This window comes from Streptococcus massiliensis DSM 18628, assembly GCF_000380065.1.
GTDB lineage: Bacteria > Bacillota > Bacilli > Lactobacillales > Streptococcaceae > Streptococcus > Streptococcus massiliensis.
The window spans coordinates 27,625-47,819 of record NZ_KB904431.1 but is presented as its reverse complement, the minus strand read 5'-3'; the positions used below and the strand labels follow the sequence as shown (position 1 = coordinate 47,819).

21 protein-coding genes and 1 pseudogene are annotated in these 20,195 nt (G+C 42.1%); 16 read left to right on the top strand and 6 right to left on the bottom strand.

The genetic code is table 11. The features are described 5' to 3' along the window. Together A3I3_RS10710 and A3I3_RS0109280 are read right to left on the bottom strand one after the other, a co-directional pair. On the bottom strand, positions 1 to 126 hold a 126-nt coding region (locus A3I3_RS10710; protein WP_205617690.1), incomplete at its 3' end, for a transposase. A 171-nt stretch (positions 127 to 297) separates the two neighbouring features. Further along, positions 298 to 1,206 (bottom strand): LysR family transcriptional regulator, encoded by a 909-nt coding sequence (locus A3I3_RS0109280; protein ID WP_026129797.1) that lies wholly within the window; start codon positions 1,204 to 1,206, stop codon positions 298 to 300. 173 nt (positions 1,207 to 1,379) lie between these two features. Between A3I3_RS0109280 and A3I3_RS0109275 the strand changes: the two genes are divergently transcribed. Further along, complete coding sequence (locus A3I3_RS0109275) at positions 1,380 to 2,186, top strand: dihydroorotate dehydrogenase electron transfer subunit (protein WP_018372421.1); 807 nt, start codon at positions 1,380 to 1,382, stop codon at positions 2,184 to 2,186. Positions 2,187 to 2,194: 8 nt separating this feature from the next. Then, complete coding sequence (locus A3I3_RS0109270) at positions 2,195 to 3,133, top strand: dihydroorotate dehydrogenase (protein WP_018372420.1); 939 nt, start codon at positions 2,195 to 2,197, stop codon at positions 3,131 to 3,133. 64 nt (positions 3,134 to 3,197) lie between these two features. Here A3I3_RS0109270 and A3I3_RS0109265 read toward each other — a convergent pair whose 3' ends face one another. Further along, on the bottom strand, positions 3,198 to 4,112 hold the full coding sequence (locus A3I3_RS0109265; protein WP_018372419.1) for a DMT family transporter: 915 nt from the start codon (positions 4,110 to 4,112) through the stop codon (positions 3,198 to 3,200). A 64-nt stretch (positions 4,113 to 4,176) separates the two neighbouring features. Continuing rightward, positions 4,177 to 4,560 (bottom strand): RrF2 family transcriptional regulator, encoded by a 384-nt coding sequence (locus A3I3_RS0109260; RefSeq protein WP_018372418.1) that lies wholly within the window; start codon positions 4,558 to 4,560, stop codon positions 4,177 to 4,179. 300 nt (positions 4,561 to 4,860) lie between these two features. Here A3I3_RS0109260 and pyrF point away from each other — a divergent pair, with 300 nt between their 5' ends. The 12 genes from pyrF (at position 4,861) to A3I3_RS0109200 (ending at position 15,623) form a co-directional block, all read left to right on the top strand. Then, on the top strand, positions 4,861 to 5,553 hold the full coding sequence (pyrF, locus tag A3I3_RS0109255) for an orotidine-5'-phosphate decarboxylase (protein ID WP_018372417.1): 693 nt from the start codon (positions 4,861 to 4,863) through the stop codon (positions 5,551 to 5,553). Between the two features lie 209 nt (positions 5,554 to 5,762). Continuing rightward, positions 5,763 to 6,401 carry an orotate phosphoribosyltransferase gene (gene pyrE / locus A3I3_RS0109250; RefSeq protein ID WP_018372416.1) on the top strand — a complete coding sequence of 213 codons (639 nt, stop codon included), beginning with the start codon at positions 5,763 to 5,765 and terminating at the stop codon, positions 6,399 to 6,401. Continuing rightward, a complete protein-coding gene (locus tag A3I3_RS0109245; RefSeq protein WP_018372415.1) occupies positions 6,398 to 6,796 on the top strand; it encodes a GNAT family N-acetyltransferase in 399 nt (132 codons plus the stop codon). Before pyrE ends, A3I3_RS0109245 begins: the two co-directional genes overlap by 4 nt. A gap of 53 nt (positions 6,797 to 6,849) precedes the next feature. After that, a complete protein-coding gene (locus tag A3I3_RS0109240) occupies positions 6,850 to 8,376 on the top strand; it encodes a glycosyltransferase family protein (protein WP_026129796.1) in 1,527 nt (508 codons plus the stop codon). 97 nt (positions 8,377 to 8,473) lie between these two features. Next, the gene (locus A3I3_RS10915; protein WP_018372413.1) at positions 8,474 to 9,127 is read left to right on the top strand and encodes a uracil-DNA glycosylase; all 654 of its coding nucleotides are present in this window, start codon (positions 8,474 to 8,476) and stop codon (positions 9,125 to 9,127) included. Positions 9,128 to 9,139: 12 nt separating this feature from the next. Beyond that, the gene (locus A3I3_RS10910) at positions 9,140 to 9,604 is read left to right on the top strand and encodes an NUDIX hydrolase (RefSeq protein WP_018372412.1); all 465 of its coding nucleotides are present in this window, start codon (positions 9,140 to 9,142) and stop codon (positions 9,602 to 9,604) included. A 9-nt stretch (positions 9,605 to 9,613) separates the two neighbouring features. Next, the gene (locus A3I3_RS0109225) at positions 9,614 to 10,387 is read left to right on the top strand and encodes a TIGR01457 family HAD-type hydrolase (RefSeq protein ID WP_018372411.1); all 774 of its coding nucleotides are present in this window, start codon (positions 9,614 to 9,616) and stop codon (positions 10,385 to 10,387) included. Continuing rightward, a complete protein-coding gene (locus tag A3I3_RS0109220) occupies positions 10,377 to 11,012 on the top strand; it encodes a TIGR01906 family membrane protein (protein WP_018372410.1) in 636 nt (211 codons plus the stop codon). The genes A3I3_RS0109225 and A3I3_RS0109220 overlap by 11 nt, the downstream gene beginning before the upstream one ends. A gap of 28 nt (positions 11,013 to 11,040) precedes the next feature. Next, entirely contained in the window at positions 11,041 to 11,457 is a 417-nt protein-coding gene (ndk, locus tag A3I3_RS0109215; RefSeq protein ID WP_018372409.1) for a nucleoside-diphosphate kinase, read from the top strand. Positions 11,458 to 11,584: 127 nt separating this feature from the next. Further along, positions 11,585 to 12,055 (top strand): GNAT family N-acetyltransferase, encoded by a 471-nt coding sequence (locus tag A3I3_RS0109210; RefSeq protein WP_018372408.1) that lies wholly within the window; start codon positions 11,585 to 11,587, stop codon positions 12,053 to 12,055. A gap of 57 nt (positions 12,056 to 12,112) precedes the next feature. Next, positions 12,113 to 13,852 carry an ABC transporter ATP-binding protein gene (locus tag A3I3_RS0109205; protein ID WP_018372407.1) on the top strand — a complete coding sequence of 580 codons (1,740 nt, stop codon included), beginning with the start codon at positions 12,113 to 12,115 and terminating at the stop codon, positions 13,850 to 13,852. 1 nt (position 13,853) lies between these two features. Then, entirely contained in the window at positions 13,854 to 15,623 is a 1,770-nt protein-coding gene (locus A3I3_RS0109200; RefSeq protein WP_018372406.1) for an ABC transporter ATP-binding protein, read from the top strand. Between the two features lie 8 nt (positions 15,624 to 15,631). On the opposite strand, the pseudogene A3I3_RS11205 reads toward A3I3_RS0109200, so the two are convergent. Together A3I3_RS11205 and A3I3_RS0109185 are read right to left on the bottom strand one after the other, a co-directional pair. Then, positions 15,632 to 16,750: pseudogene (locus A3I3_RS11205) on the bottom strand (low temperature requirement protein A). 28 nt (positions 16,751 to 16,778) lie between these two features. Next, positions 16,779 to 17,765: a YdcF family protein gene (locus A3I3_RS0109185; protein ID WP_018372403.1), complete on the bottom strand. Its 987-nt coding sequence runs from the start codon at positions 17,763 to 17,765 to the stop codon at positions 16,779 to 16,781. Positions 17,766 to 17,984: 219 nt separating this feature from the next. On the opposite strand from A3I3_RS0109185, the gene brnQ reads away from it, so the two are divergent. Further along, the gene (gene brnQ / locus A3I3_RS0109180) at positions 17,985 to 19,361 is read left to right on the top strand and encodes a branched-chain amino acid transport system II carrier protein (RefSeq protein WP_018372402.1); all 1,377 of its coding nucleotides are present in this window, start codon (positions 17,985 to 17,987) and stop codon (positions 19,359 to 19,361) included. Between the two features lie 127 nt (positions 19,362 to 19,488). Next, positions 19,489 to 20,193, top strand: coding sequence for a thiol-disulfide oxidoreductase-associated membrane protein CcdA2 (gene ccdA2, locus A3I3_RS0109175; protein ID WP_018372401.1), 705 nt, complete (start codon positions 19,489 to 19,491; stop codon positions 20,191 to 20,193). Positions 20,194 to 20,195 lie beyond the last annotated feature (2 nt).

Here is a 20,195-nt window from a genome sequence, read left to right as displayed (position 1 = left end):
GAATATTTCACCCAAGCTGCTTCTATATTGATTATAGATAATTTTTCGTCTATACTTAGGGGTGAACACAATGTGATATTTACAATTCCACTTTGTGTGTGATAAACTATGTGCTTTTTGAGCCATACTTTTCTCTTTTCGCTTTACAATAGGCTTGAACACCTTTATTGTATCGCGTTTGGAGTTTTTTGGTATAACCTGCGATGCGCACCCGCATAGCGGGTGGTTTATTTGTCTCGCACCTTCGAAGCGAGACGGACTAAAGTCACATAATAAAAAAAGAGCCTTTGGGCTCTTTTATTTATCAAACTTTACTTCGTCAATCAGATAATCAATAAAGCGCTCGCCCATTTTAGAAAGGCTGGCTTTTTCGTGCTTGATGTAAACCAGCTCAATCGGGTCGTCAATATCAAGCGGAATGGAGACGATATTGTCGCCGTTGAGATTGCTGTTGAGAATTCCTGTGGCAATGGTGTAGCCGTCCAAGCCAATCAAGAGATTGAAGAGAGTGGCGCGGTCACTCACCACGATTGATTTTTTGTGGTGCTCTTGGGACAGAATTTCCTCAGAAAAATAGAAAGAATTGTGCGTTCCTTGGTCGTAGCTGAGGTAGGGAAAAGCTTCCAAATCAGTCAACTGCACCAGCTCTTTTTTGGCTAGGGGATTGCTCTTACTCACAAAAATATGGGGCTGCGCTGTAAACAAATGCGTAGCAATCAAATGATTGTCGTCCAGCATTTTTGAGAGAACATCGCGGTTGTAGCTGTTGAGAAATAGAACGCCAATTTCGCTGCGGAAATTTTTGACATCATCAATAATCTCCCAAGTCCGCGTCTCGCGTAGGAAAAGCTCGTATTTTTCCATATCACTTTTTTTGAGCAGAGAGACGAAAGCATTGACCACAAAGGCATAGTGCTGGGACGAAACGCTGAAAAGTTCGCGATTAGCGACAGGATTTTTATAGCGTTCCTCAAGGAGCTGGGTTTGCTCCACCACCTGCCGAGCATAGGAAAGAAACTCCATGCCGTCCTTGGTCAGGGTAATTCCCTTGGGATTGCGGATGAAAATCTCGATGCCCATTTCATTTTCCAAGTCGCGCACGGCGTTGGAAAGGCTGGGCTGGGTGATAAAGAGCTGTTTGGCAGCTTCGTTCATGCTGCCAGTCTCCACGATTTTGATAATATAATGTAATTGTTGAATTCTCATAAGACTATTTTATCATATTTACCATTGACAAAAAAGTAGATAAGGTGTAAAATATTAAAAATTCAACCTTTAAGAAGTCCAGAGAGGCTACAAGGGCATAGATAAAATGGTGGTTTCTGCCTGCTTTTGTGTAGCCTTGTCCTTGGGACAGGGCTTTTATGATAGGAGAAAGTATGGTTAGTGAGACTTGTAAAAAACGCTTGGGCAGTATTTTGCTGGAGCAAATGGAGATTGTCAGGCAAAGTCAGATTGCGCCTCAGATTTTTTCGCTTGATTTAAAGGGGCAAATGGTAGAGGAAATGCAGGCTGGGCAATTTCTGCACATGCGAGTGCCCGATGCTTCTAAGCTCTTGCGGCGGCCGATTTCGATTTCTGAGATTGACAAGGAGCGGCAAATCGCGCGGGTCATTTATCGGACAGAGGGCGAGGGAACCAAAATCTTTTCGAAGCTCCCTGTCGGCAGTCGGATTGACTGCATGGGGCCGCAGGGCAATGGCTTTAATCTCTGCGGGCTTGGAAAAGGCGACCGTGTGCTGATTATCGGCGGTGGTATTGGTGTGCCACCCTTGGTGCAAGTGGCAAAAGAGCTGGCACAAAAGGGCGTAGCAGTTATTTCCGTGCTGGGCTTTGCGAGCAAGTCAGCCGTCATTTTAGAGGAAGAGCTAGCGCACTATGGGCAAGTCTTGGTGACAACGGACGACGGCAGCTATGGCAGGCAAGGCTATGTGTCTACGATTGTTGACGAATTGTCTGGCGAATTTGCTGCCATTTACGCTTGCGGAGCGCCGGGCATGCTCAAATATGTAGACCAGAAATTCAGCGAACATCCACGTGCTTACATTTCTATGGAGTCGCGCATGGCTTGTGGCATGGGGGCTTGCTATGCTTGCGTTGTCCATGTGGCCAATCAAGACCAAGCGGTCAATCAGCGTGTGTGCGAAGACGGACCAGTCTTTGAAACTGGAACGATTGTGGTTTAGGAGGGAAAATGAGTAAAAATCGATTAGCCATTTCTTTGCCGGGCTTGGAGCTGAAAAATCCGATTATTCCTGCTTCGGGCTGCTTTGGCTTCGGTCAGGAATACGCCAAATACTACAGCTTAGACTTGCTGGGTTCGATTATGATAAAGGCGACGACCAAGGAAGCCCGTTTTGGTAATCCGACGCCGCGTGTGGCTGAGACACCGTCGGGCATGCTCAATGCTATCGGGCTGCAAAATCCCGGTGTGGACGTCGTTCTTTCAGAAAAGCTCCTTTGGCTGGCTCAGCATTATCCACAACTGCCCATTATTGCCAATGTAGCAGCATTTTCTAATGAAGAGTATGCCTATGTGGCGGGCAAAATTTCCCAAGCGCCTAATGTCACAGCCATAGAGCTCAACATCTCCTGTCCCAATGTCGACCACGGCAATGCGGGGCTCCTCATCGGGCAAGTGCCAGAGCTGGCTTACGCTGCGGTCAAAGCGGCAGTAGCGACTTCCTCGGTGCCGGTCTATGTTAAGCTAACGCCTAGTGTGGCAGACATTACGCAGGTGGCAAAGGCGGTCGAAGATGCTGGTGCGGCAGGATTTACCATGATCAATACCTTGGTGGGCATGCGTTTTGATTTGAAAAGCCGCAAGCCGATTATCGCTAATGGTACAGGCGGCATGAGCGGCCCAGCTATTTTTCCGGTGGCGCTCAAGCTCATTCGTCAAGTCGCGCAGCATTCTAAGTTGCCCATTATTGGTATGGGCGGGGTGGACTCCGCTGAAAAAGCGCTGGAAATGTTTATTGCAGGTGCGTCAGCTATCGGTATCGGTACGGCGAATTTTACAGACCCATTTGCCTGTCCGCAGATCATCCAAGATTTGCCTCAGGTCATGGATAAGTACGGCATTGAGAGCCTTGAGCAGCTGAGAAAAGAAGTGCGGGAAAGTCTGTCTTAAAAAGGCAATATAAGATTCTTAAAATAGTTGACGGAAATGTTCGTTCATACCATCACAGATATATTTAAGAGAGAAATTTTAATAAAAAGATAGAGCCAACTACCAACATCAGACCGGTTATCTGTTGCCAATTTATCTTATTCACTTTGACATGTAAAAGTCCAAAATGATCAATGATAACTCCAGCCAGTAACTGTGATAATAAACTAATAATGACTGTTAAGTTGGGACCGATCAGAGAAGAAGCTAGGGCGTTTGTTGGCAAAATGAAAGCCAGCAAAATTCCACTTATATACATCCAATTAGGTATTTTTTCTTTTGAAAACAGAGCAACAGACTCTTTTTTTCTAAAATGAAAAGCCAAAAATACTAATAAGCAGAGGCTAGCCTCTATAAATGTAAACATAGCTGCATGAGGAGAAGAGTGCAATAATTGCCCCACTTTCCCAGTAATAATAAATTGCAGCGCCATGCTGATACCTGCGATAAATGCTAAAAAGTAATCTATTTTGTGTATTTCTGATTTCTGTTTTGTTTTTGTTTTAGAAGAAATGACTAGAAATACACCGACGAGTAAGCAGAGAACACTTATAAATGTGCTACTAGTGATTGCTTTGCGAGGAACGGAGAACAGACCCCAATGTTCAATCAAAATGCTGGTTATGATTTGACCTAACAGCGGGAGCACAACACAGAGCATTCCACCGATTTTGGGAATAACATAAATCAGCAAGGTTGTCCCGATAGCAAAGAAAACACCTGCAGTCCACAGTAATGAAGAAAATTGAACGAGTATATTATCTGGGATGAGAACGCTTCCCTTACTAATAAAAGTGATAACAAAGGCTGTAAGTGAAGCACATAGGCAAGAAAGAAATGAAGACAGGTATGAGGACTTTAGGCGTTGTCCTAGTCTGCCAGCAATAGCTGATTGAAAAGGGATAATAAATCCCATTGTACTAACGAGTAAAAAGATCATAAAAAGTTCCTTTCGTATATATTAAAGATGTTTAATATCTGTAATTAAAAGTAAGAAGAAAGACTTATCTGACTAAGTCTTTGAGTGTTGGCTTTTTTAATACAGTTTCTATCTCTTTTTCGACATTTGAAAAGATTTTGAAAATTTGGCATTGTGAACCATGGTTAAAACTGTCAAATAGGGAATGTTTATCTCCCTCAATGGCAGTTATGACATCATAAAAACTAATCTCTTCCCAATTTGGGATTAATGAATAACCGCCCTTAGCCCCACTGCCAGCAGAGAGGTAGCCGCTCTTGGTTAAGCTTGTTAATATTTTTGAAAGGTAAGTGGGTGAGATATCCAGATATTCGGCAATTTCGCTGACACGAATAGGATGTCTATCTTGATGTTTAATCAAGTACTGCAAGCTGTGAAGAGCATAGTCAGAGCCTTTGGAAAATTCCATTTTTCATTTCCTCGCTGTTCAAATATTCGGTTATTACCTACCCATTATATCTATAATTAATGCTTTTATCAAGTGAAAAGTATTTGTGTTTGGAATATTAAGAAAATCTATTGGTAAATCCTTGACAAATAAGTCTGCAAACTATAAACTATAAATTGAAGTAAATAAACCTTTAAGCAAGTCCAGAGAGGCAGGCAAGGGGCACAGATAAAAAAGGGTTCAGTGAGCCTAATTTTTGTGAAACCTTGCTAGTTGGCAAGGTTTTTATTTTACAATTTTTAACAGGAGAACTAGAAAAACATGCGCGAAGAACGTCCTATTATTGCCCTAGATTTTCCCTCTTTTGAAGATATTAAGCGCTTTTTAGCACTTTTCCCTGAAGAGGAAAAACTTTATGTCAAAATTGGCATGGAACTTTTTTATGGAAATGGTCCAGAAATTGTTCATTATGTGAAAAGTCACGGCCATAGTATCTTTTTAGATTTGAAACTTCATGATATTCCCAATACAGTCCAATCAGCTATGGCTATGCTGTCAGCATTAGATGTAGATATGATGACGGTACATGCGGCTGGTGGTGTGGAGATGATGCGTGCAGCAAAAGCAGGGCTAAGTAAGCCGGCAAAGATTATTGCGGTGACCCAGCTGACCTCAACCAGTGAGGAAAATATGCGTGATTGGCAAAATATCCAAACGAGTTTGCAAGAGTCTGTAGTGAACTATGCTAAATGTGCAGCAGAAGCGGGGCTTGACGGTGTCGTTTGTTCGGCGCAAGAAGTGGAGCTCATCAAAACAGCTACTAGCAATGACTTTATCTGCTTGACACCAGGAATTCGTCCCAAAGGTTCAGCAGCTGGTGACCAAAAGCGGGTTATGACACCGTATGACGCTCATCAGATTGGCAGTAATTATATAGTGGTCGGTCGTCCGATCATTCAGGCGGAAAACCCAGTTGATATGTACCATAAGATTAAGGAAGAGTGGAATAGCTAAGAAGTGCCAGGCTCTAAAGCGCTAGCGCTTCTACGGGAGCTCCGATGTTTCGGACTCTCCCTAAGCTATTCACTAGATTTTAGGAAATGGTGGTATCGACCAAAAATCGTCGGAAGTGCCGCTAAGAATTGCTCGACTCTAAAGAGCCAGCACTTCTACGGGAATTTTGTTCGATAGAAGATAACATTTGATAATATAAAGGAGAAAACATGACTTTAGCAAAAGATATTGCGCGCGATTTATTGAAAATTAAGGCGGTTTATTTGAAACCAGAGGAGCCTTTCACTTGGGCTAGCGGCATCAAGTCGCCGATTTACACGGACAATCGTGTGACCTTGGCTTATCCAGAGACGCGCACTCTGATTGAGGACGGTTTTGTGGAGGCTATCAAGGCAGAATTTCCAGAAGTGGAAGTCATTGCGGGGACGGCGACAGCGGGTATTCCTCACGGTGCCATTATCGCAGACAAGATGCAGCTGCCATTTGCCTATATTCGCAGCAAACCCAAAGACCACGGAGCTGGCAATCAGATTGAGGGGCGTGTGCCAGCGGGACAAAAAATGGTCGTTGTGGAAGATTTGATTTCAACAGGTGGTTCCGTCCTAGACGCCGTAGCAGCGGCTAAGCGCGAAGGGGCTCATGTCCTTGGTGTGGTGGCGATTTTCACCTATCAACTCGCCAAAGCGGATCGACGCTTTGAAGAAGCGGGAGTCAAGCTCGTGACCTTGTCCAACTACAGCGAATTGATTAAGCTGGCGGAGCAAGAAGGCTATGTCAGCGCAGAGGGCTTGGCACTCTTGGAACGCTTCAAAGGAAACCAAGAAACCTGGCAGGAAGGTTTGTCGTGATTGATTATACAAATCAGAAAAAAATCACCGCTCAGCAGTTTGCCCATGTCTTGGAGCAATCAGGCATTCACCGCCCGACTAAGGATTTGTCGCGTTTGCAGAAGATGCTAGACGAGGCGGATATTCTCTGGACGGCTTGGGACGGGGAGCGACTAGTCGGTGTGGCACGTTCTTTGACAGATTTTTCCTATGCTTGCTACCTATCTGACTTAGCGGTCGATGAAAGTTATCAAAAGCAGGGGATAGGTAAAATTTTGGTTGAAAAAACGCGTCAGCAAATTGGAGAAGAGGTGGCTCTCATCCTCCTTTCAGCTCCAAATGCTATGGACTATTATCCCAAAATCGGTTTTGAAACAGTCGACAATGCCTTTATCATTAAACGCAAGCCTTTTTGAGGCTTGTTTTTTGAATATTCGCGAAAATCTCAGTCTTTTGTTATAATAGTTTCATGAATAAATTGTATCAGTTTGCTTTTTCTGTACTTCAGAAAGTCATGCTTATTTTAGCTCTTCATTGGGTCTTTTCAGCTTTTTGGCAACTTTCCAACATCGTTAGTTTTATAGGGAGTTTACTGCTAGTTTTACTAATATGTCTTTTATTTTGGAAATTTCCGGCCTTCTTTAAAAAGTCGTATGAATGGCTAATGCGACATAAATTAGGTCTTATGTTTGCGGTAGTTATTTTCCAAGTGGCGGTTTTGTTGTCGGCTGAGCTCTTGATTAGACGTGATGCAGCAGTCGTCTTTACAGGAGCTTTTGGTTATCTTAAAGAAAGTTCTATTTCCAGTTATTTGACCCGCAATCCAAATAACATTCCTCTTTTTTTATACGAGCGTTTCTTTTTTAAGCTCTTTGGTGCAACAGGGCTTTGGGTTATGCAAGGACTCAATATTTTTTATGCGGATATAACCGCAGGCATTCTTTACTGGGGGACGCGGAAGTATTTTAATCAACAAGTAGCGAATAAAGTTTTTAGCTTTTATATCCTACTTTTAGGATTTTCCCCATTTTTCATGGCCATGTACACGGACATTATGATTTTACCTTTGGTCAGCTCACAACTATTTTTAGCTCTTGCACTTTTAAAAGAAGAGAAGACATTGGATTTGTCAAAAGCTGTTCTTTTGGGTCTTGTTACAGCTTTAGCAATGATTTTTCGTCCGACTGTTCTCATTGTCCTCATCGCCCTTTTTGTCATTCTTTTCTTTATCAAATCCTGGAAACGATGTTTGTTGACAATGGCAATAGTGGGACTAGCGTTTACAATTCCATATGGGGTTGCTCGTTATGCAGTTAAGCACCAAACAGAGATTCCTTTGGTGGAGGGAAAAGGCTTGGCTAAGGGACCGCTACTTTTTATCAATTTGGGATTGACAGATACGGGAACCGATCAGGAAGATATGAAAGACGGCTTGCTCCAGTATATTGATCCTGAACAGCGAAAAATTTATAATAATGGCATGTTTGCAACGGAAAATGTGATTAAAGAAATTAAGCGTCGTTTGTCAGAATACACTCCTTGGACCTTTTTTCTTCACAGTGAATACAAACAACGTTGGAATGTTATGGATGGAACGCTAGATTGGATTTATTACGAGAATGCCAAAGCAGAGAAGACTCCTTATATTTCTCCACTTTATCCCATGATTGAGGGAAATCCGGTGACTGACTTCATTCGTAGCCATTTTATCAGCTATGATGATTCTAATTATGTTCCTTTTGCTGCGGTGAAGCAGCTTGTTTGGATTTTGATGAGTGTCGGTTTGGTCTTTGCACTTTGGAAATTTCGTCCAGAGGATAAAGAGCTGAACTTCCTCAGTCTAGCAGTTTTTGGAGGTCTGTTATTCCTAACTATTTTTGAAGGTGGGAAAACGCGCTATCTGATTCAATTTTTACCACAGATTTTACTTTTGTCAAGCTTGGGCTTGACCTACTATCCTATCAAATGGCAAGGAAGCAAGAGAAAAAATAGCTAGGAAAGGACGAAAAGTCAGTTCTCTTTAGGATTTGACTTTTGTCTCCTTTCCTTTTTTGTTATAATAAAAGAAAGAATAAGAGTGGAGTGAGGTCAAGATGCAACATTCAGCATGGCACAGCCTAATCAAGGAACAGTTACCAGAAGGCTACTTTGCTAAAATCAATCATTTTTTGGACGATGTCTATGGCTCAGGCACTATTTATCCGCCGCGGGACAAGGTTTTCAACGCTATTCAGACCACGGATTTGTCTGATGTCAGGGTGGTGATTTTGGGGCAAGATCCCTACCATGGGCCAAGGCAAGCGCAGGGCTTGAGTTTTTCGGTGCCAGATGACATTCCCGCTCCGCCGTCTCTGCAAAATATCCTAAAAGAGCTCGCAGACGATGTGGGAGTCAAGGAATCTCATGATTTGACGGCTTGGGCAAAGCAGGGCGTGTTGCTGCTCAATGCCAGTCTGACCGTGCCTGCTGGGCAAGCCAATGCTCATGCGGGTCTGATTTGGGAGCCTTTTACTGACGCCGTCATCAAGGTGGTTAATGAAAAGGACAGCCCAGTGGTCTTTATCCTTTGGGGGGCTTATGCGCGCAAGAAAAAGGCTTTGATTAGCAATCCCAAGCATTTGATTATCGAGTCGCCGCACCCTAGCCCGCTCTCAGCACATCGTGGATTTTTTGGTAGCAAGCCTTTCTCACGAACCAATGATTTCTTGGTGAGCAAGGGGCTCAAGCCTATTGATTGGCTGCAATAAAAAGGAAGTACTATGGTAAAATTAGCAACGATTTGTTATATTGATAATGGCAGGGAATTTCTCATGCTCCACCGCAACAAAAAACCGAACGATGTTCACGCTGGCAAATGGATTGGCGTGGGTGGTAAGCTAGAAAAGGGTGAGACGCCGCAAGAGTGCGCGGCTCGCGAGATTTTGGAAGAAACAGGGCTGCGCGCCAAGCCAGTGCTCAAGGGGATTATCACCTTTCCAGAATTCACCGTCGGTCACGATTGGTACACCTATGTATTTAAGGTAACGGAGTTCGAGGGGCAGTTGATTGACTGCGACGAAGGGACGCTGGAATGGGTGCCCTATGACCAGGTCTTGTCCAAGCCGACTTGGGAGGGCGACCATACTTTCGTTTCCTGGCTTTTGGAAGATAAGCCTTTCTTTTCAGCTAAATTCTCCTACGAGGGAGACAAGTTGCTGGATAGACATGTTGATTTTTATGAATAAGAGGAATATATGACTTATAAAGGATATTTAATTGATTTAGATGGAACGGTTTATCGAGGAAAAGAACGGATTCCGACAGCGGAAGCTTTTGTCGCAGAGCTGCAAAAGCGCGGTCTTCCTTATCTGTTTGTGACCAATAATACGACCCGCCGCCCAGAAACGGTTCAGTCCATGCTTGCTGAAAAGTTTAATATTGTTACACCAGTTGAGACTATTTACACAGCAACCTATGCAACTATTGACTATATGAATGACAAGGGATTGGGAAAAACTGCCTACATCATCGGTGAAGGCGGGCTCAAAACTGCCATTTGTGAGGCAGGTTATGTAGAAGATAGTGAAAACCCTGCTTATGTAGTAGTAGGTTTAGATTCGCAAGTGACCTATGAAGAGTTTGTTTTAGCAACACTAGCTATCCAAAAAGGGGCTCATTTTATCGGAACCAATCCTGACCTCAATATTCCAACGGAGCGCGGTCTTTTACCGGGAGCGGGTTCTCTAGCTCAGTTGGTGGAAGCAGCGACGCGAGTTGAGCCAGTTTATATTGGTAAACCTGAGGCGATTATCATGGAAAAAGCATTGAAACGCCTAGGTGTAGCACGTGAGGAAGCACTCATGATTGGTGACAATTATCTGACAGATATCCATGCAGGGATTGATAATGGAATTGATACGCTTTTGGTATTGACCGGCTTTACCAAAAAAGAAGAAGTGGCCGACCTACCAATTCAGCCAACTCATGTAGTTAATAATTTATCGGAGTGGAATTTTCATGCGGATTAAAGGATTATTTGGGTTGAGTATGCTGTGGATCTTGTCAGCTGCTATTCTTGCTACAATTTATCTAGCATGGATTTTCTACCCTTTGGAAATTAGCTGGCTGGGGCTGGAAAAGGTTGTTCACTTGCCTGCGACAACCATTTCACGAAATTTTGAAGTGCTGATGGACTATCTGACCAATCCTGTTGACTGGACTTTGAAAATGCCGAATTTCCCATCTTCACAAAATGGGTTGCATCATTTTCAAATGGTGAAGTATCTTTTTCATGTTACACAGGCGATTTTTATTGTTACTTTGCCAGCATTTGTTCATTTTTGTCGAACAATTATTGCTAAAAAATATTTACATCTCTTTCGGCATGGTCTGCTCTTTTTGATTTGTTTGCCACTTTTGTTTGGTGGAATGGCATTTTTAGTTGGCTTTGATCAATTTTTCATTCTCTTTCACAAGATTCTTTTTGCAGGCGATTCCACATGGCTTTTTGATCCAGCAGTCGATCCAGTGATTTGGATTTTGCCGGAAAATTTCTTCATGCATACTTTCATACTTTTCTTTCTTCTATTTGAAGGAACTTTAGCGGGTCTTTATATCGTTAGTTGGTTGGAAATTTCTAGGCAGAAAAAATAAGATTAAACATATACAAGGAGGATATCTTATGGAAAGGACATTATTTATTATTAAGCCTGATGGTGTAAAGCGGGGGATAATCGGACAAATTTTATCGCGGATTGAACAGCGTGGTTTTCACATTGAGCAGATGAAAATGGTTGAGCCAAATCAAGATCTGATTGATTTACATTACCAAGCTTTGCTGGATAAGCCTTTTTATCCAGCTGTCCGTAATTTTATGCTTGATGGGCCAATTGTTGTCGGCGTACTTGCTGGAGAGCAAGCTATTAGTGGTTGGCGTACGATGATGGGAGCTACTCGTCCTGAAGAAGCACTGCCGGGGACGATCCGTGGTGATTTTGCCCAAGCGGCAGCTCCAGGACAAGCAATTCAGAATATTGTTCATGGCTCGGATTCACCAGAGTCAGCTGAGCGAGAAATCAGGATCTGGTTTGGTCACTAAGATTTGAAAACAAGGAGGTTTGCGGCTTTGGGCAATCCTCTTTTATTTCACTTATCTATTGAACGAGTTTGCCTTTATATTTTTTCTTTGTTATACTTTTATTAGGTAAAATTGAAAGGAAGATAGAATGATTCGACTAGTAGAGACAAGAGATGCACAGCGGCTTAGCGAGCTTTTGTATCAGGTACATGCAATTCATGCGGATTTGCGTCCGGATTTGTTTGTTCCAGGGGAAAAGAAGTTCTCTGACCAAGAGATTATAGAGCGGATTGAGGATAAAGAACATCCTATTTTTGTCTACGAAGACGAGGCGGGACTTGTGCAGGGCTATGTTTTCTGCAATTATATCGAAACCAAGGACAAGCCTAATCTAGTGGCTCGCAAGGAACTCTTTATAGATGATTTGTGTGTGGACGCGTCGCAGCGCGGCAAGGGCGTAGGTGAGCTCCTCTATCGGCATGTTGTCAAGATTGCCAAAGAAAATGGCTGCAAGAGTGTGACTTTGCATGTCTGGAGTGACAATGCAGGTGCAGTGCGCTTTTATGAGCGCCTCGGCATGCAGGCGCAGTATGTGCAAATGGAGCAAGTATTAGAATAAGAAAAAGTACTGCAAGGTGCTTTTTCTAGTAGTAGTAGAAGTTTAGAAGGGAGAATTATGAAATATATCTGGTCTTATTTGAAGCGTTATCCTAAGTGGCTTTTGTTAGATCTCGTAGGTGCCTTGTTTTTTGTAGTCGTCAATCTTGGCTTGCCAACGGTTTTGGCAAGAATGATTGATGAGGGCATCAATACAGCTGACACTAGCCGTCTTTATATGTGGGCTGGTGTTATGTTTATCATTATTGTTCTTGGTGTATTAGGGCGAATCGTTCTGTCTTATGCTTCAGGGAAGTTAACGACAACCATGGTGCGGGATATTCGAGCAGATGTTTATGCTAAACTGCAAGAGTATTCACATCATGAGTACGAACAAATCGGTGTTTCTTCGCTCGTAACGCGAGTAACTAGTGACGCCTTTGTCCTCATGCAATTTGCTGAACAATCCCTACGGATGGGGGTTGTGACGCCGTTGATGATGATCTTTTCGATTGCTATGATTTTTTTGACAAGCCCATCTTTGGCTTGGATCGTTGCTGTGGCAGTACCTTTTCTTCTCATTGTAGTATGGTATGTGGCAGTCAGAACTCGTCCGCTTTCAGAAAAGCAGCAGAAGACCTTGGACAAGATTAACCAATATGCGCGAGAAAATCTAACAGGACTTCGTGTTATTCGTGCTTTTGCAAGAGAAGATTTCCAAGAGGGACGTTTTTCAGAAGAAAATAATATTTATGCTGAGAATTCCACTCGTCTTTTTAAGTTAACAGGCTTGACTGAGCCACTTTTTGTTCAGATTATTGTAGCGATGATTGTGTTGATAGTCTGGTTTTCTTTAGAGCCACTACGTAACAGTCAGCTTAAGATTGGGGATTTAGTAGCTTTTATTGAATATAGTTTTCATGCGCTCTTGAGCTTTCTTTTCTTCTCCAATCTTTTTACCATGTATCCACGGATGGCTGTTTCAAGTGAACGTCTACAAGAAGTCGTGAATATGCCTATTTCTATCAATACCAACGAAAATGGTGTAACCGAGACTGAAAGTCATGGTTATTTGGAGTTTGATAATGTTACCTTTGCTTATCCAGGCGAAACAGAAAACCCAGTATTGCATAATATCAGCTTTTCTGCTAAGCCGGGTCAGACCATTGCTTTTATTGGGTCAACTGGATCGGGGAAATCATCTCTGGTGCACCTTATTCCGCGTTTTTATGATGTAACTTTGGGTAAAATTCTTGTTGATGGCGTAGATGTGCGTGACTACAATCTGAAAGCTCTCCGTAAGAAAATTGGTTTTATTCCACAAAAAGCTCTGCTATTTACCGGAACTATCGAAGAAAATCTCAAGTACGGTAAGGAAGATGCTTTGCCGCTTGAATTGCAGGAAGCAGCAGATGTGGCGCAGGCACGGGAATTTATTGAAAGCCGCGAAGAAAAATACCAAACTCACTTGGCGGAAGGCGGAAGCAATCTCTCTGGTGGGCAAAAACAACGCTTGTCTATTGCAAGGGCGGTGGTTAAAGGACCAGATATTTTCATCTTTGATGACTCATTTTCTGCCTTGGATTACAAAACGGACGCAACTTTGCGGCGGCGATTGAAAGACGTCACGGAAAATGCAACGGTGCTTATTGTCGCACAGCGTGTGGGGACAATTATGGATGCAGACCAGATCATCGTTCTGGATAAGGGTGAAATTGTCGGTCGGGGCAAGCATGAAGAGTTGATGAAGAATAATGACATCTACCGTGAAATTGCCAATTCGCAACTCAACAGCCAAACACTGACGGAGGAGGACTGATATGAAACAGACATCGTTTGGGCGGATGTGGACTTATCTTAAAGTCTATAAAACCGCGGTATATATGGCTATTGTCCTAAAAATCGTCAGTGTTATAGCTAGCGTCTTAGAACCTTTTGTACTTGGGTTAGCTATCACAGAGTTGACTAAAAACTTGTTGGATATGGCAAATGGCATAGCAGGTGCTGGTCTTAATACCGGCTATATTTCTGGGATTTTGGTACTATATTTGATTCGAGGGCTTTGTTACGAGTTAGGAGCTTATTATTCCAATTATTTTATGACCAATGCCGTTCAAGGTGCCACGCGCGACTTGCGTAATGAGCTCAGTCACAAGATTAATGGTATCCCTGTTTCCTATTTTGATAAACATCAATTTGGCGATATGCTGGGGCGCTTTACGAGTGATGTGGAAACCGTCTCTAATGCCCTTCAGCAGAGTTTTCTTCAGCTAGTCAATGCAGTTATGACGCTTATTCTGGTGATCGCTATGGTGCTCTATCTCAATCTAGGACTGGCGATGGTCGTTATCATTTCTATCCCTTTGACCTATTTTTCAGCTACGGCTATTTTGAAAAAATCCCAGCCTTATTTTAAAGAACAAGCTAATGCTTTGGGAGCCATGAACGGCTTTGTTCAGGAAAATTTGACGGGATTTAACGTGCTTAAACTCTATGGTCGGGAAGAGGCTTCCCAACGTGATTTTAGAGTGATTATTGATAATCTTCGAGAAGTCGGCTTTAAGGCTAGTTTCATTTCTGGGATTATGATGCCTGTTCTCAATGCTATTTCAGATACAACTTATTTGATTGTTGCGGTGCTGGGCGGCTTGCAGGTCATTGCTGGCAAATTAACCATTGGAAACATGCAGGCCTTTGTCCAATATGTCTGGCAGGTCAGTCAGCCAATCCAGACTCTGACCCAGCTTGCGGGACAACTGCAAAGTGCCAAGTCCTCGCTAGAGCGGATTTTCCAAGTGCTGGACGAAGCAGATGAGCCAAATCATGTGACAGAAAAGCTAGAGCACGATTTGACAGGGCAGGTTAGCTTCAACCATGTAGATTTCCAATATGTAGCGGACAAGCCTTTAATTCGTGATTTTACGCTGGATGTGGAGCCGGGGCAGATGATAGCGATTGTCGGTCCGACCGGCGCGGGAAAGACCACGCTTATCAATTTGCTCATGCGTTTTTATGATGTGACTGAGGGCAGCATCACTGTGGACGGGCACGATATTCGCAACCTATCTCGTCAGGATTACCGGCGGCAGTTTGGTATGGTGCTGCAAGACGCTTGGCTTTATGAGGGGACGATTAAGGATAATCTTCGTTTTGGAAATCTATCTGCCACTGATGAGGAAATCATCGCAGCGGCCAAGGCAGCAAACGTGGACCACTTTATCCGCACCCTGCCAGGTGGCTACAATATGGAAATGAACCAGGAATCAAGCAATATTTCTCTCGGTCAGAAACAGCTTTTAACCATTGCGCGCGCGCTTTTAGCCAATCCGAAAATTCTGATTTTGGACGAAGCGACCAGCTCGGTTGATACGCGGCTGGAGTTGCTCATTCAAAAAGCCATGAAAACCCTCATGCAAGGGCGGACCAGCTTTGTCATCGCTCACCGACTATCGACTATTCAAGAGGCGGATAAGATTTTAGTGCTCAAAGACGGACAAATCATCGAGCAAGGAACCCACCAGAGCTTTCTTGCCGACCAAGGTTTCTATTACGACCTCTACAATAGCCAATTTGCTAAGAAAGAAGACTAAAAAAGCCCTTAATCGGGCTTTTCTTGTTTTTGTTGGGCTCTTCTACGGAATATAGCACCTAACCACATCATTGTCCAAGTGAAAACGACAAGGACTGCACTGAGAAGTAAGAGAGAAAATTTGCTTAGCCAGAGTAAGCAGATACCAGCAGCAAGTAGAAGTAAGTAGCGACTAATTTCTTCTTTATCGTAGCGGAAAAGCGGTTTATTGTAGCGAGTGGTGAGTAGAATACTAGTATAATAAATAAGAATTCCTACAATAAAGAAAATGAAACCTAGGTTTGCATGATGTTGATTTGCCAACATTTCAATGCCTACAGTAAACAGATTGAGACCCATAACTAAAAAAAGATGAGTATAGATCAAAGGTTGAGTGCGAGCCACTTGATGATGATCAATATTGAGGTGAGTTTGTGTAATATAGCGGACAAAAAGAAAGGCCATGCCGACAAACAGCAAAATACTTTCAAGTGGATAGCTGACAAAAGGATAAGAACGGATGATAGCAATGACCATTTCGCCAAAAGTGATAATAGTAATAAGCTAGCAGCGCTCTAAAAGATGAGGAAAGTTGATGCTCTTGGTCATGTCCACATTGCGCAAAAAGAAGGGGATAAGCAGAGGGACAAAGGTCACAAACATAGCCCAGTTTCCTATTTTCAGCAGATTAGTTGCAGCTCCCACTGTTGTCAAAAGATAGAAAATTACAATAGCAACCAAGTTTTTCACATGAAAGAGAAAATCTGAGTTAAAGCCATCTTTTTTTCCACGCAGATAAAATTGAAGCAGGATAATGCCGTAAGCGAGAGCATAGAGAAACTGGAAAAGAGTCAGGGTTGCCTGAGTTGGTCTGCTAGTCATATTGACTGACATTTGTCCGATGACAAACATACCGGCGATAATCGTATAGATGTCAATTCTATCGCGCTCGCCAAATTTATTGAGGTAGACCGTTTCATAGTACCAAATGGATAAAATACCCACACTTGCAGAGATAAAGATAATCAAAGATTGCAAGGTAAAATGCTCATTGTGCAAAAGTCCGGTCAATCCTGATGTAGCAAGAACAAAGACCAGATCATAAAAAAGCTCATAGTTGGATACGCGTTTGGCGGTGATATTTGGCATGAAATTATTTCCTTTTAAAAATTATTAATTAATGATGAATAATATTAAAGATAAAGGGTGTAAGCAAGAAAAATAGAATGAGTATATGCCATTTCCAATACATAATAAAAAGTGCAACATTTTCTCGAATAAGTGCGCTAGGAAGAAAGTAGAGAGCGGTTTTAGAACCGATACTACGTCCCTTAATTCCGACACGCCGCATGTAAATGCCAGCTCGCAATGCATGGAAACTATTGGTTACAACGAGTGCTGTGCTATCTTTTTTCATCAGTTTCTTTGAGAATGTGAGATTTTCAAATGTAGTGGTAGAATGGTCTTCAATCAGAATATTTTCTGCTACCATTCCTTTTTCTACAAGGTAGTCTGCCATAGCAGCCGCTTCAGGAATTTGTTCATCCTTGCCTTGTCCGCCCGATACAATAATCATTGGTTTTTTTGCAAATTTTTTATAAAGTGCAAGTCCTTTATCTAAGCGTTGAGCAAGGAGTGGTGGAACCTTTTCTCCGATAAGCCCTGAACCTAGAATGACAATGTAATTAGGAGTATTTCGGATAGGCCAGTTATTATAAAATGCACTATAAAGTATATGCGATAAATACAAAGCGGTTCCGTAGAGTAGAAGTAGATCTAAAGGAGCAAGATAAATTCTAAAATGATGGTTTAATGTGAGAAAATGAAGACCAAAGTCAAGCAGGATTATAAGACCATAAAAAAGAGACAGAAGATTGACAAGTCTTCGCCCTTCAAAAGCCATCATTTGGCTCCCGTTGAAGATTAGATAAAGAATTGATAAGATGAAACTGAGGGGAATGAGAGAGGCGACAGCCAATAAAAAATAGATAGCAAGCTGTGTATTGTACTGTCCGATCTTTATGAACGAAAAGCCCGTTGCTGTAGCTAATAATGCCCCTAGGGCAAATGAAAAAAGATAGGCATTTATCATACGCCGCGGTTCCCATAAAAAGGAAAGGAAGAAAATAATTAGTGGGAATAACCAAAAGAGATGAAGTAACATGAGACCTCCTTTTCCATGAAAGACTATTTTTGATTAATAGTACCTATAAGTATAGCATAAAGAGTGAAGCTATAAAAGCAATCTTTGAGTTGATTTGCAAGATTTTATGAAAAAGTTGTATATATTTACAAAAGAGAGTAATTAAGCTATTTTTCTCAACCAGTTTATGTTATAATATTTCAATACTTAGACGAAACTTAATGATTAAAGGAAGATGCTATGTTTAAAAAGGGAAGCTTGATTGGAGTGCTTATTTTTGGTTTTTTCTTTGGTGCGGGAAATCTTATCTTTCCACCTGCCTTGGGGGCGCTTTCAGGAACAAACTATTTACCAGCTATTGCCGGCTTTGTCCTTTCAGGAGTAGGAATTGCTGTTTTGGCTTTGATTGTTGGGGCTCTCAATCCCAAAGGTTACCGCTACGAATTAGAGCAGAAGATTTCACCAATCTTTGCAACTGTTTTTTTGGTCGCGCTCTATTTGGCCATAGGCCCTTTCTTTGCTATTCCACGGACGGCTTCTACCTCATTTGATGTAGGAATCAAGCCTTTGTTGCCCGCCGAATGGGCAGGAATTGGGTTGCCAATCTTTACTTGTTTGTACTTTTTAGCGGCCTACCTGATTTCTCTCAATCCAACCAAGGTTCTTGATCGTATCGGACGTGTTTTGACGCCTATATTTGCTGGTTTAATCGTTCTTTTAGTTGTACTTGGAATCAGTCGTTACGGTAGCACAGATGTCCAAACTCCAGTAGCTGCTTATGCAAGTAACCCCTTTGGAACTGGTTTTCTTGAAGGTTATAATACGCTTGACGCTCTGGCTTCTGTCGCTTTTTCAGTCGTGATTGTTCATAGTATGCGACAACTAGGATTTTCAAGTAAGAAAGAGTACATCTCCATTGTCTGGCTGGTTGGTTTAGTAGTGGCTCTGCTTTTCAGTGTACTCTATTTAGGACTAGGATTTCTAGGCAATCATTTTCCTGTGCCAGCAGATGTAATGTCATCGGATGTCAACAAAGGTGTTTATATTATATCCCAAGCTACCCAGCAGATTTTTGGTCCAGCGGGTCAATTTTTCTTGGCGATTATGGTTGTGGTGACCTGTTTTACAACCACTGTAGGCTTGATTGTGTCCCTTTCAGAATTTTTCCATGAACGTTTTGAGTGGGTAACTTATAAACCCTGTGTAACTGCATTCACCTTAGTCGGCTTTGCTATTGCAAATATGGGACTCAATAATATTATCCAATTTTCAGTTCCTGTTTTACAAATTCTCTATCCGGTTACTATTGTTTTCGTAGCTATTCTTATGCTAAACAAGGTATTGCCCTTGTCAAAAATGGGGATGCAACTAACAATTGGTTTTGTAACTGTAATTTCTCTTGCAACTTCCTTTGCAGGAATTTTAAAATGGGGGTTATTAACAAATTTAATCAACACTTTGCCATTTGCTGCTGAGTCTTTACCTTGGCTTGTTCCTGCTGTTGTTGGGCTTGTTTTATCAATCTTTTTACCAGATAAGATGACCAGTGAAGATGCTGACCAAGAAATTTTTGAAGAAGACACAGCAGAGGGTCATGACTTGTTTGATTTGGACTAAATCATATTAAAATCAAGTTTTTTAAAATCGTCTCCCCTAGTTTTAGGGGAGATTTTTTTCTATACTAAGAATGTAAAAATCAATAAAGGTCTACTTCAAACCCTTATCTTTCAATGGAGGAACAGACATGACAAGTGCTCTATTTATGATTTCAGTCTTTTTAGCAGGAATTTTTTCTTTCTTTTCCCCTTGTATCTTACCGCTCTTACCTGTTTATGCAGGAGTGCTGGTTGACAGAAAGGAAGAAGAAAAGGAAGGAAAGTGGCATATCCCTTGGACCAGTCTTCTACAAACCTTATCCTTTATTCTAGGTCTATCTACAATTTTTGTCATTTTAGGCTTTGGAGCAGGATTTTTAGGGGAAACAATCAACGCAGATTGGTTCCGTTATTTGATGGGAACGATTGTCATCGTTTTAGGTTTGCATCAGATGGGAATATTCAATTTTCATCAACTACAAAAGCAAAAGAGCTTGACCTATAAACAAGATAAGAATCGCAATGCTTATTTTAATGCATTTCTGTTAGGATTGACCTTTAGTTTTGGTTGGACTCCTTGTGTAGGACCGGTTCTAAGTTCAGTATTAGCCTTAGCAGCATCAGGAGGTTCTGGCTCACTGACAGGCGGTCTTTACATGATAGTTTATACAATCGGTCTCAGCTTACCTTTCTTGCTTCTAGCATTGGCATCTTCTTTTGTACTCAAACAATTTAGTAAACTAAAACCCTATATGGGTATTATTAAAAAAATCGGTGGACTGTTGATTGTCCTTATGGGCATTCTCTTACTCTTAGGAAATGTGAATTTCCTCGCACAAATTTTTGGAGGTTAATA

What these genes read in the sequence shown, in the direction of transcription:
- A3I3_RS10915 (WP_018372413.1), top strand. Translation starts at nt 8,474, where the DNA reads ATGCAACATTCAGCATGGCACAGCCTAATCAAGGAACAGTTACCAGAA.
- A3I3_RS0109270 (WP_018372420.1), top strand. Translation starts at nt 2,195, where the DNA reads ATGAGTAAAAATCGATTAGCCATTTCTTTGCCGGGCTTGGAGCTGAAA.
- A3I3_RS0109200 (WP_018372406.1), top strand. Translation starts at nt 13,854, where the DNA reads ATGAAACAGACATCGTTTGGGCGGATGTGGACTTATCTTAAAGTCTAT.
- pyrF (WP_018372417.1), top strand. Translation starts at nt 4,861, where the DNA reads ATGCGCGAAGAACGTCCTATTATTGCCCTAGATTTTCCCTCTTTTGAA.
- A3I3_RS0109260 (WP_018372418.1), bottom strand. Translation starts at nt 4,560, where the DNA reads ATGGAATTTTCCAAAGGCTCTGACTATGCTCTTCACAGCTTGCAGTAC.
- ccdA2 (WP_018372401.1), top strand. Translation starts at nt 19,489, where the DNA reads ATGACAAGTGCTCTATTTATGATTTCAGTCTTTTTAGCAGGAATTTTT.
- A3I3_RS0109240 (WP_026129796.1), top strand. Translation starts at nt 6,850, where the DNA reads ATGAATAAATTGTATCAGTTTGCTTTTTCTGTACTTCAGAAAGTCATG.
- A3I3_RS0109265 (WP_018372419.1), bottom strand. Translation starts at nt 4,112, where the DNA reads ATGATCTTTTTACTCGTTAGTACAATGGGATTTATTATCCCTTTTCAA.
- pyrE (WP_018372416.1), top strand. Translation starts at nt 5,763, where the DNA reads ATGACTTTAGCAAAAGATATTGCGCGCGATTTATTGAAAATTAAGGCG.
- A3I3_RS0109210 (WP_018372408.1), top strand. Translation starts at nt 11,585, where the DNA reads ATGATTCGACTAGTAGAGACAAGAGATGCACAGCGGCTTAGCGAGCTT.
- A3I3_RS0109205 (WP_018372407.1), top strand. Translation starts at nt 12,113, where the DNA reads ATGAAATATATCTGGTCTTATTTGAAGCGTTATCCTAAGTGGCTTTTG.
- ndk (WP_018372409.1), top strand. Translation starts at nt 11,041, where the DNA reads ATGGAAAGGACATTATTTATTATTAAGCCTGATGGTGTAAAGCGGGGG.
- A3I3_RS0109275 (WP_018372421.1), top strand. Translation starts at nt 1,380, where the DNA reads ATGGTTAGTGAGACTTGTAAAAAACGCTTGGGCAGTATTTTGCTGGAG.
- A3I3_RS0109225 (WP_018372411.1), top strand. Translation starts at nt 9,614, where the DNA reads ATGACTTATAAAGGATATTTAATTGATTTAGATGGAACGGTTTATCGA.
- brnQ (WP_018372402.1), top strand. Translation starts at nt 17,985, where the DNA reads ATGTTTAAAAAGGGAAGCTTGATTGGAGTGCTTATTTTTGGTTTTTTC.
- A3I3_RS0109185 (WP_018372403.1), bottom strand. Translation starts at nt 17,765, where the DNA reads ATGTTACTTCATCTCTTTTGGTTATTCCCACTAATTATTTTCTTCCTT.
- A3I3_RS10910 (WP_018372412.1), top strand. Translation starts at nt 9,140, where the DNA reads ATGGTAAAATTAGCAACGATTTGTTATATTGATAATGGCAGGGAATTT.
- A3I3_RS0109220 (WP_018372410.1), top strand. Translation starts at nt 10,377, where the DNA reads ATGCGGATTAAAGGATTATTTGGGTTGAGTATGCTGTGGATCTTGTCA.
- A3I3_RS0109280 (WP_026129797.1), bottom strand. Translation starts at nt 1,206, where the DNA reads ATGAGAATTCAACAATTACATTATATTATCAAAATCGTGGAGACTGGC.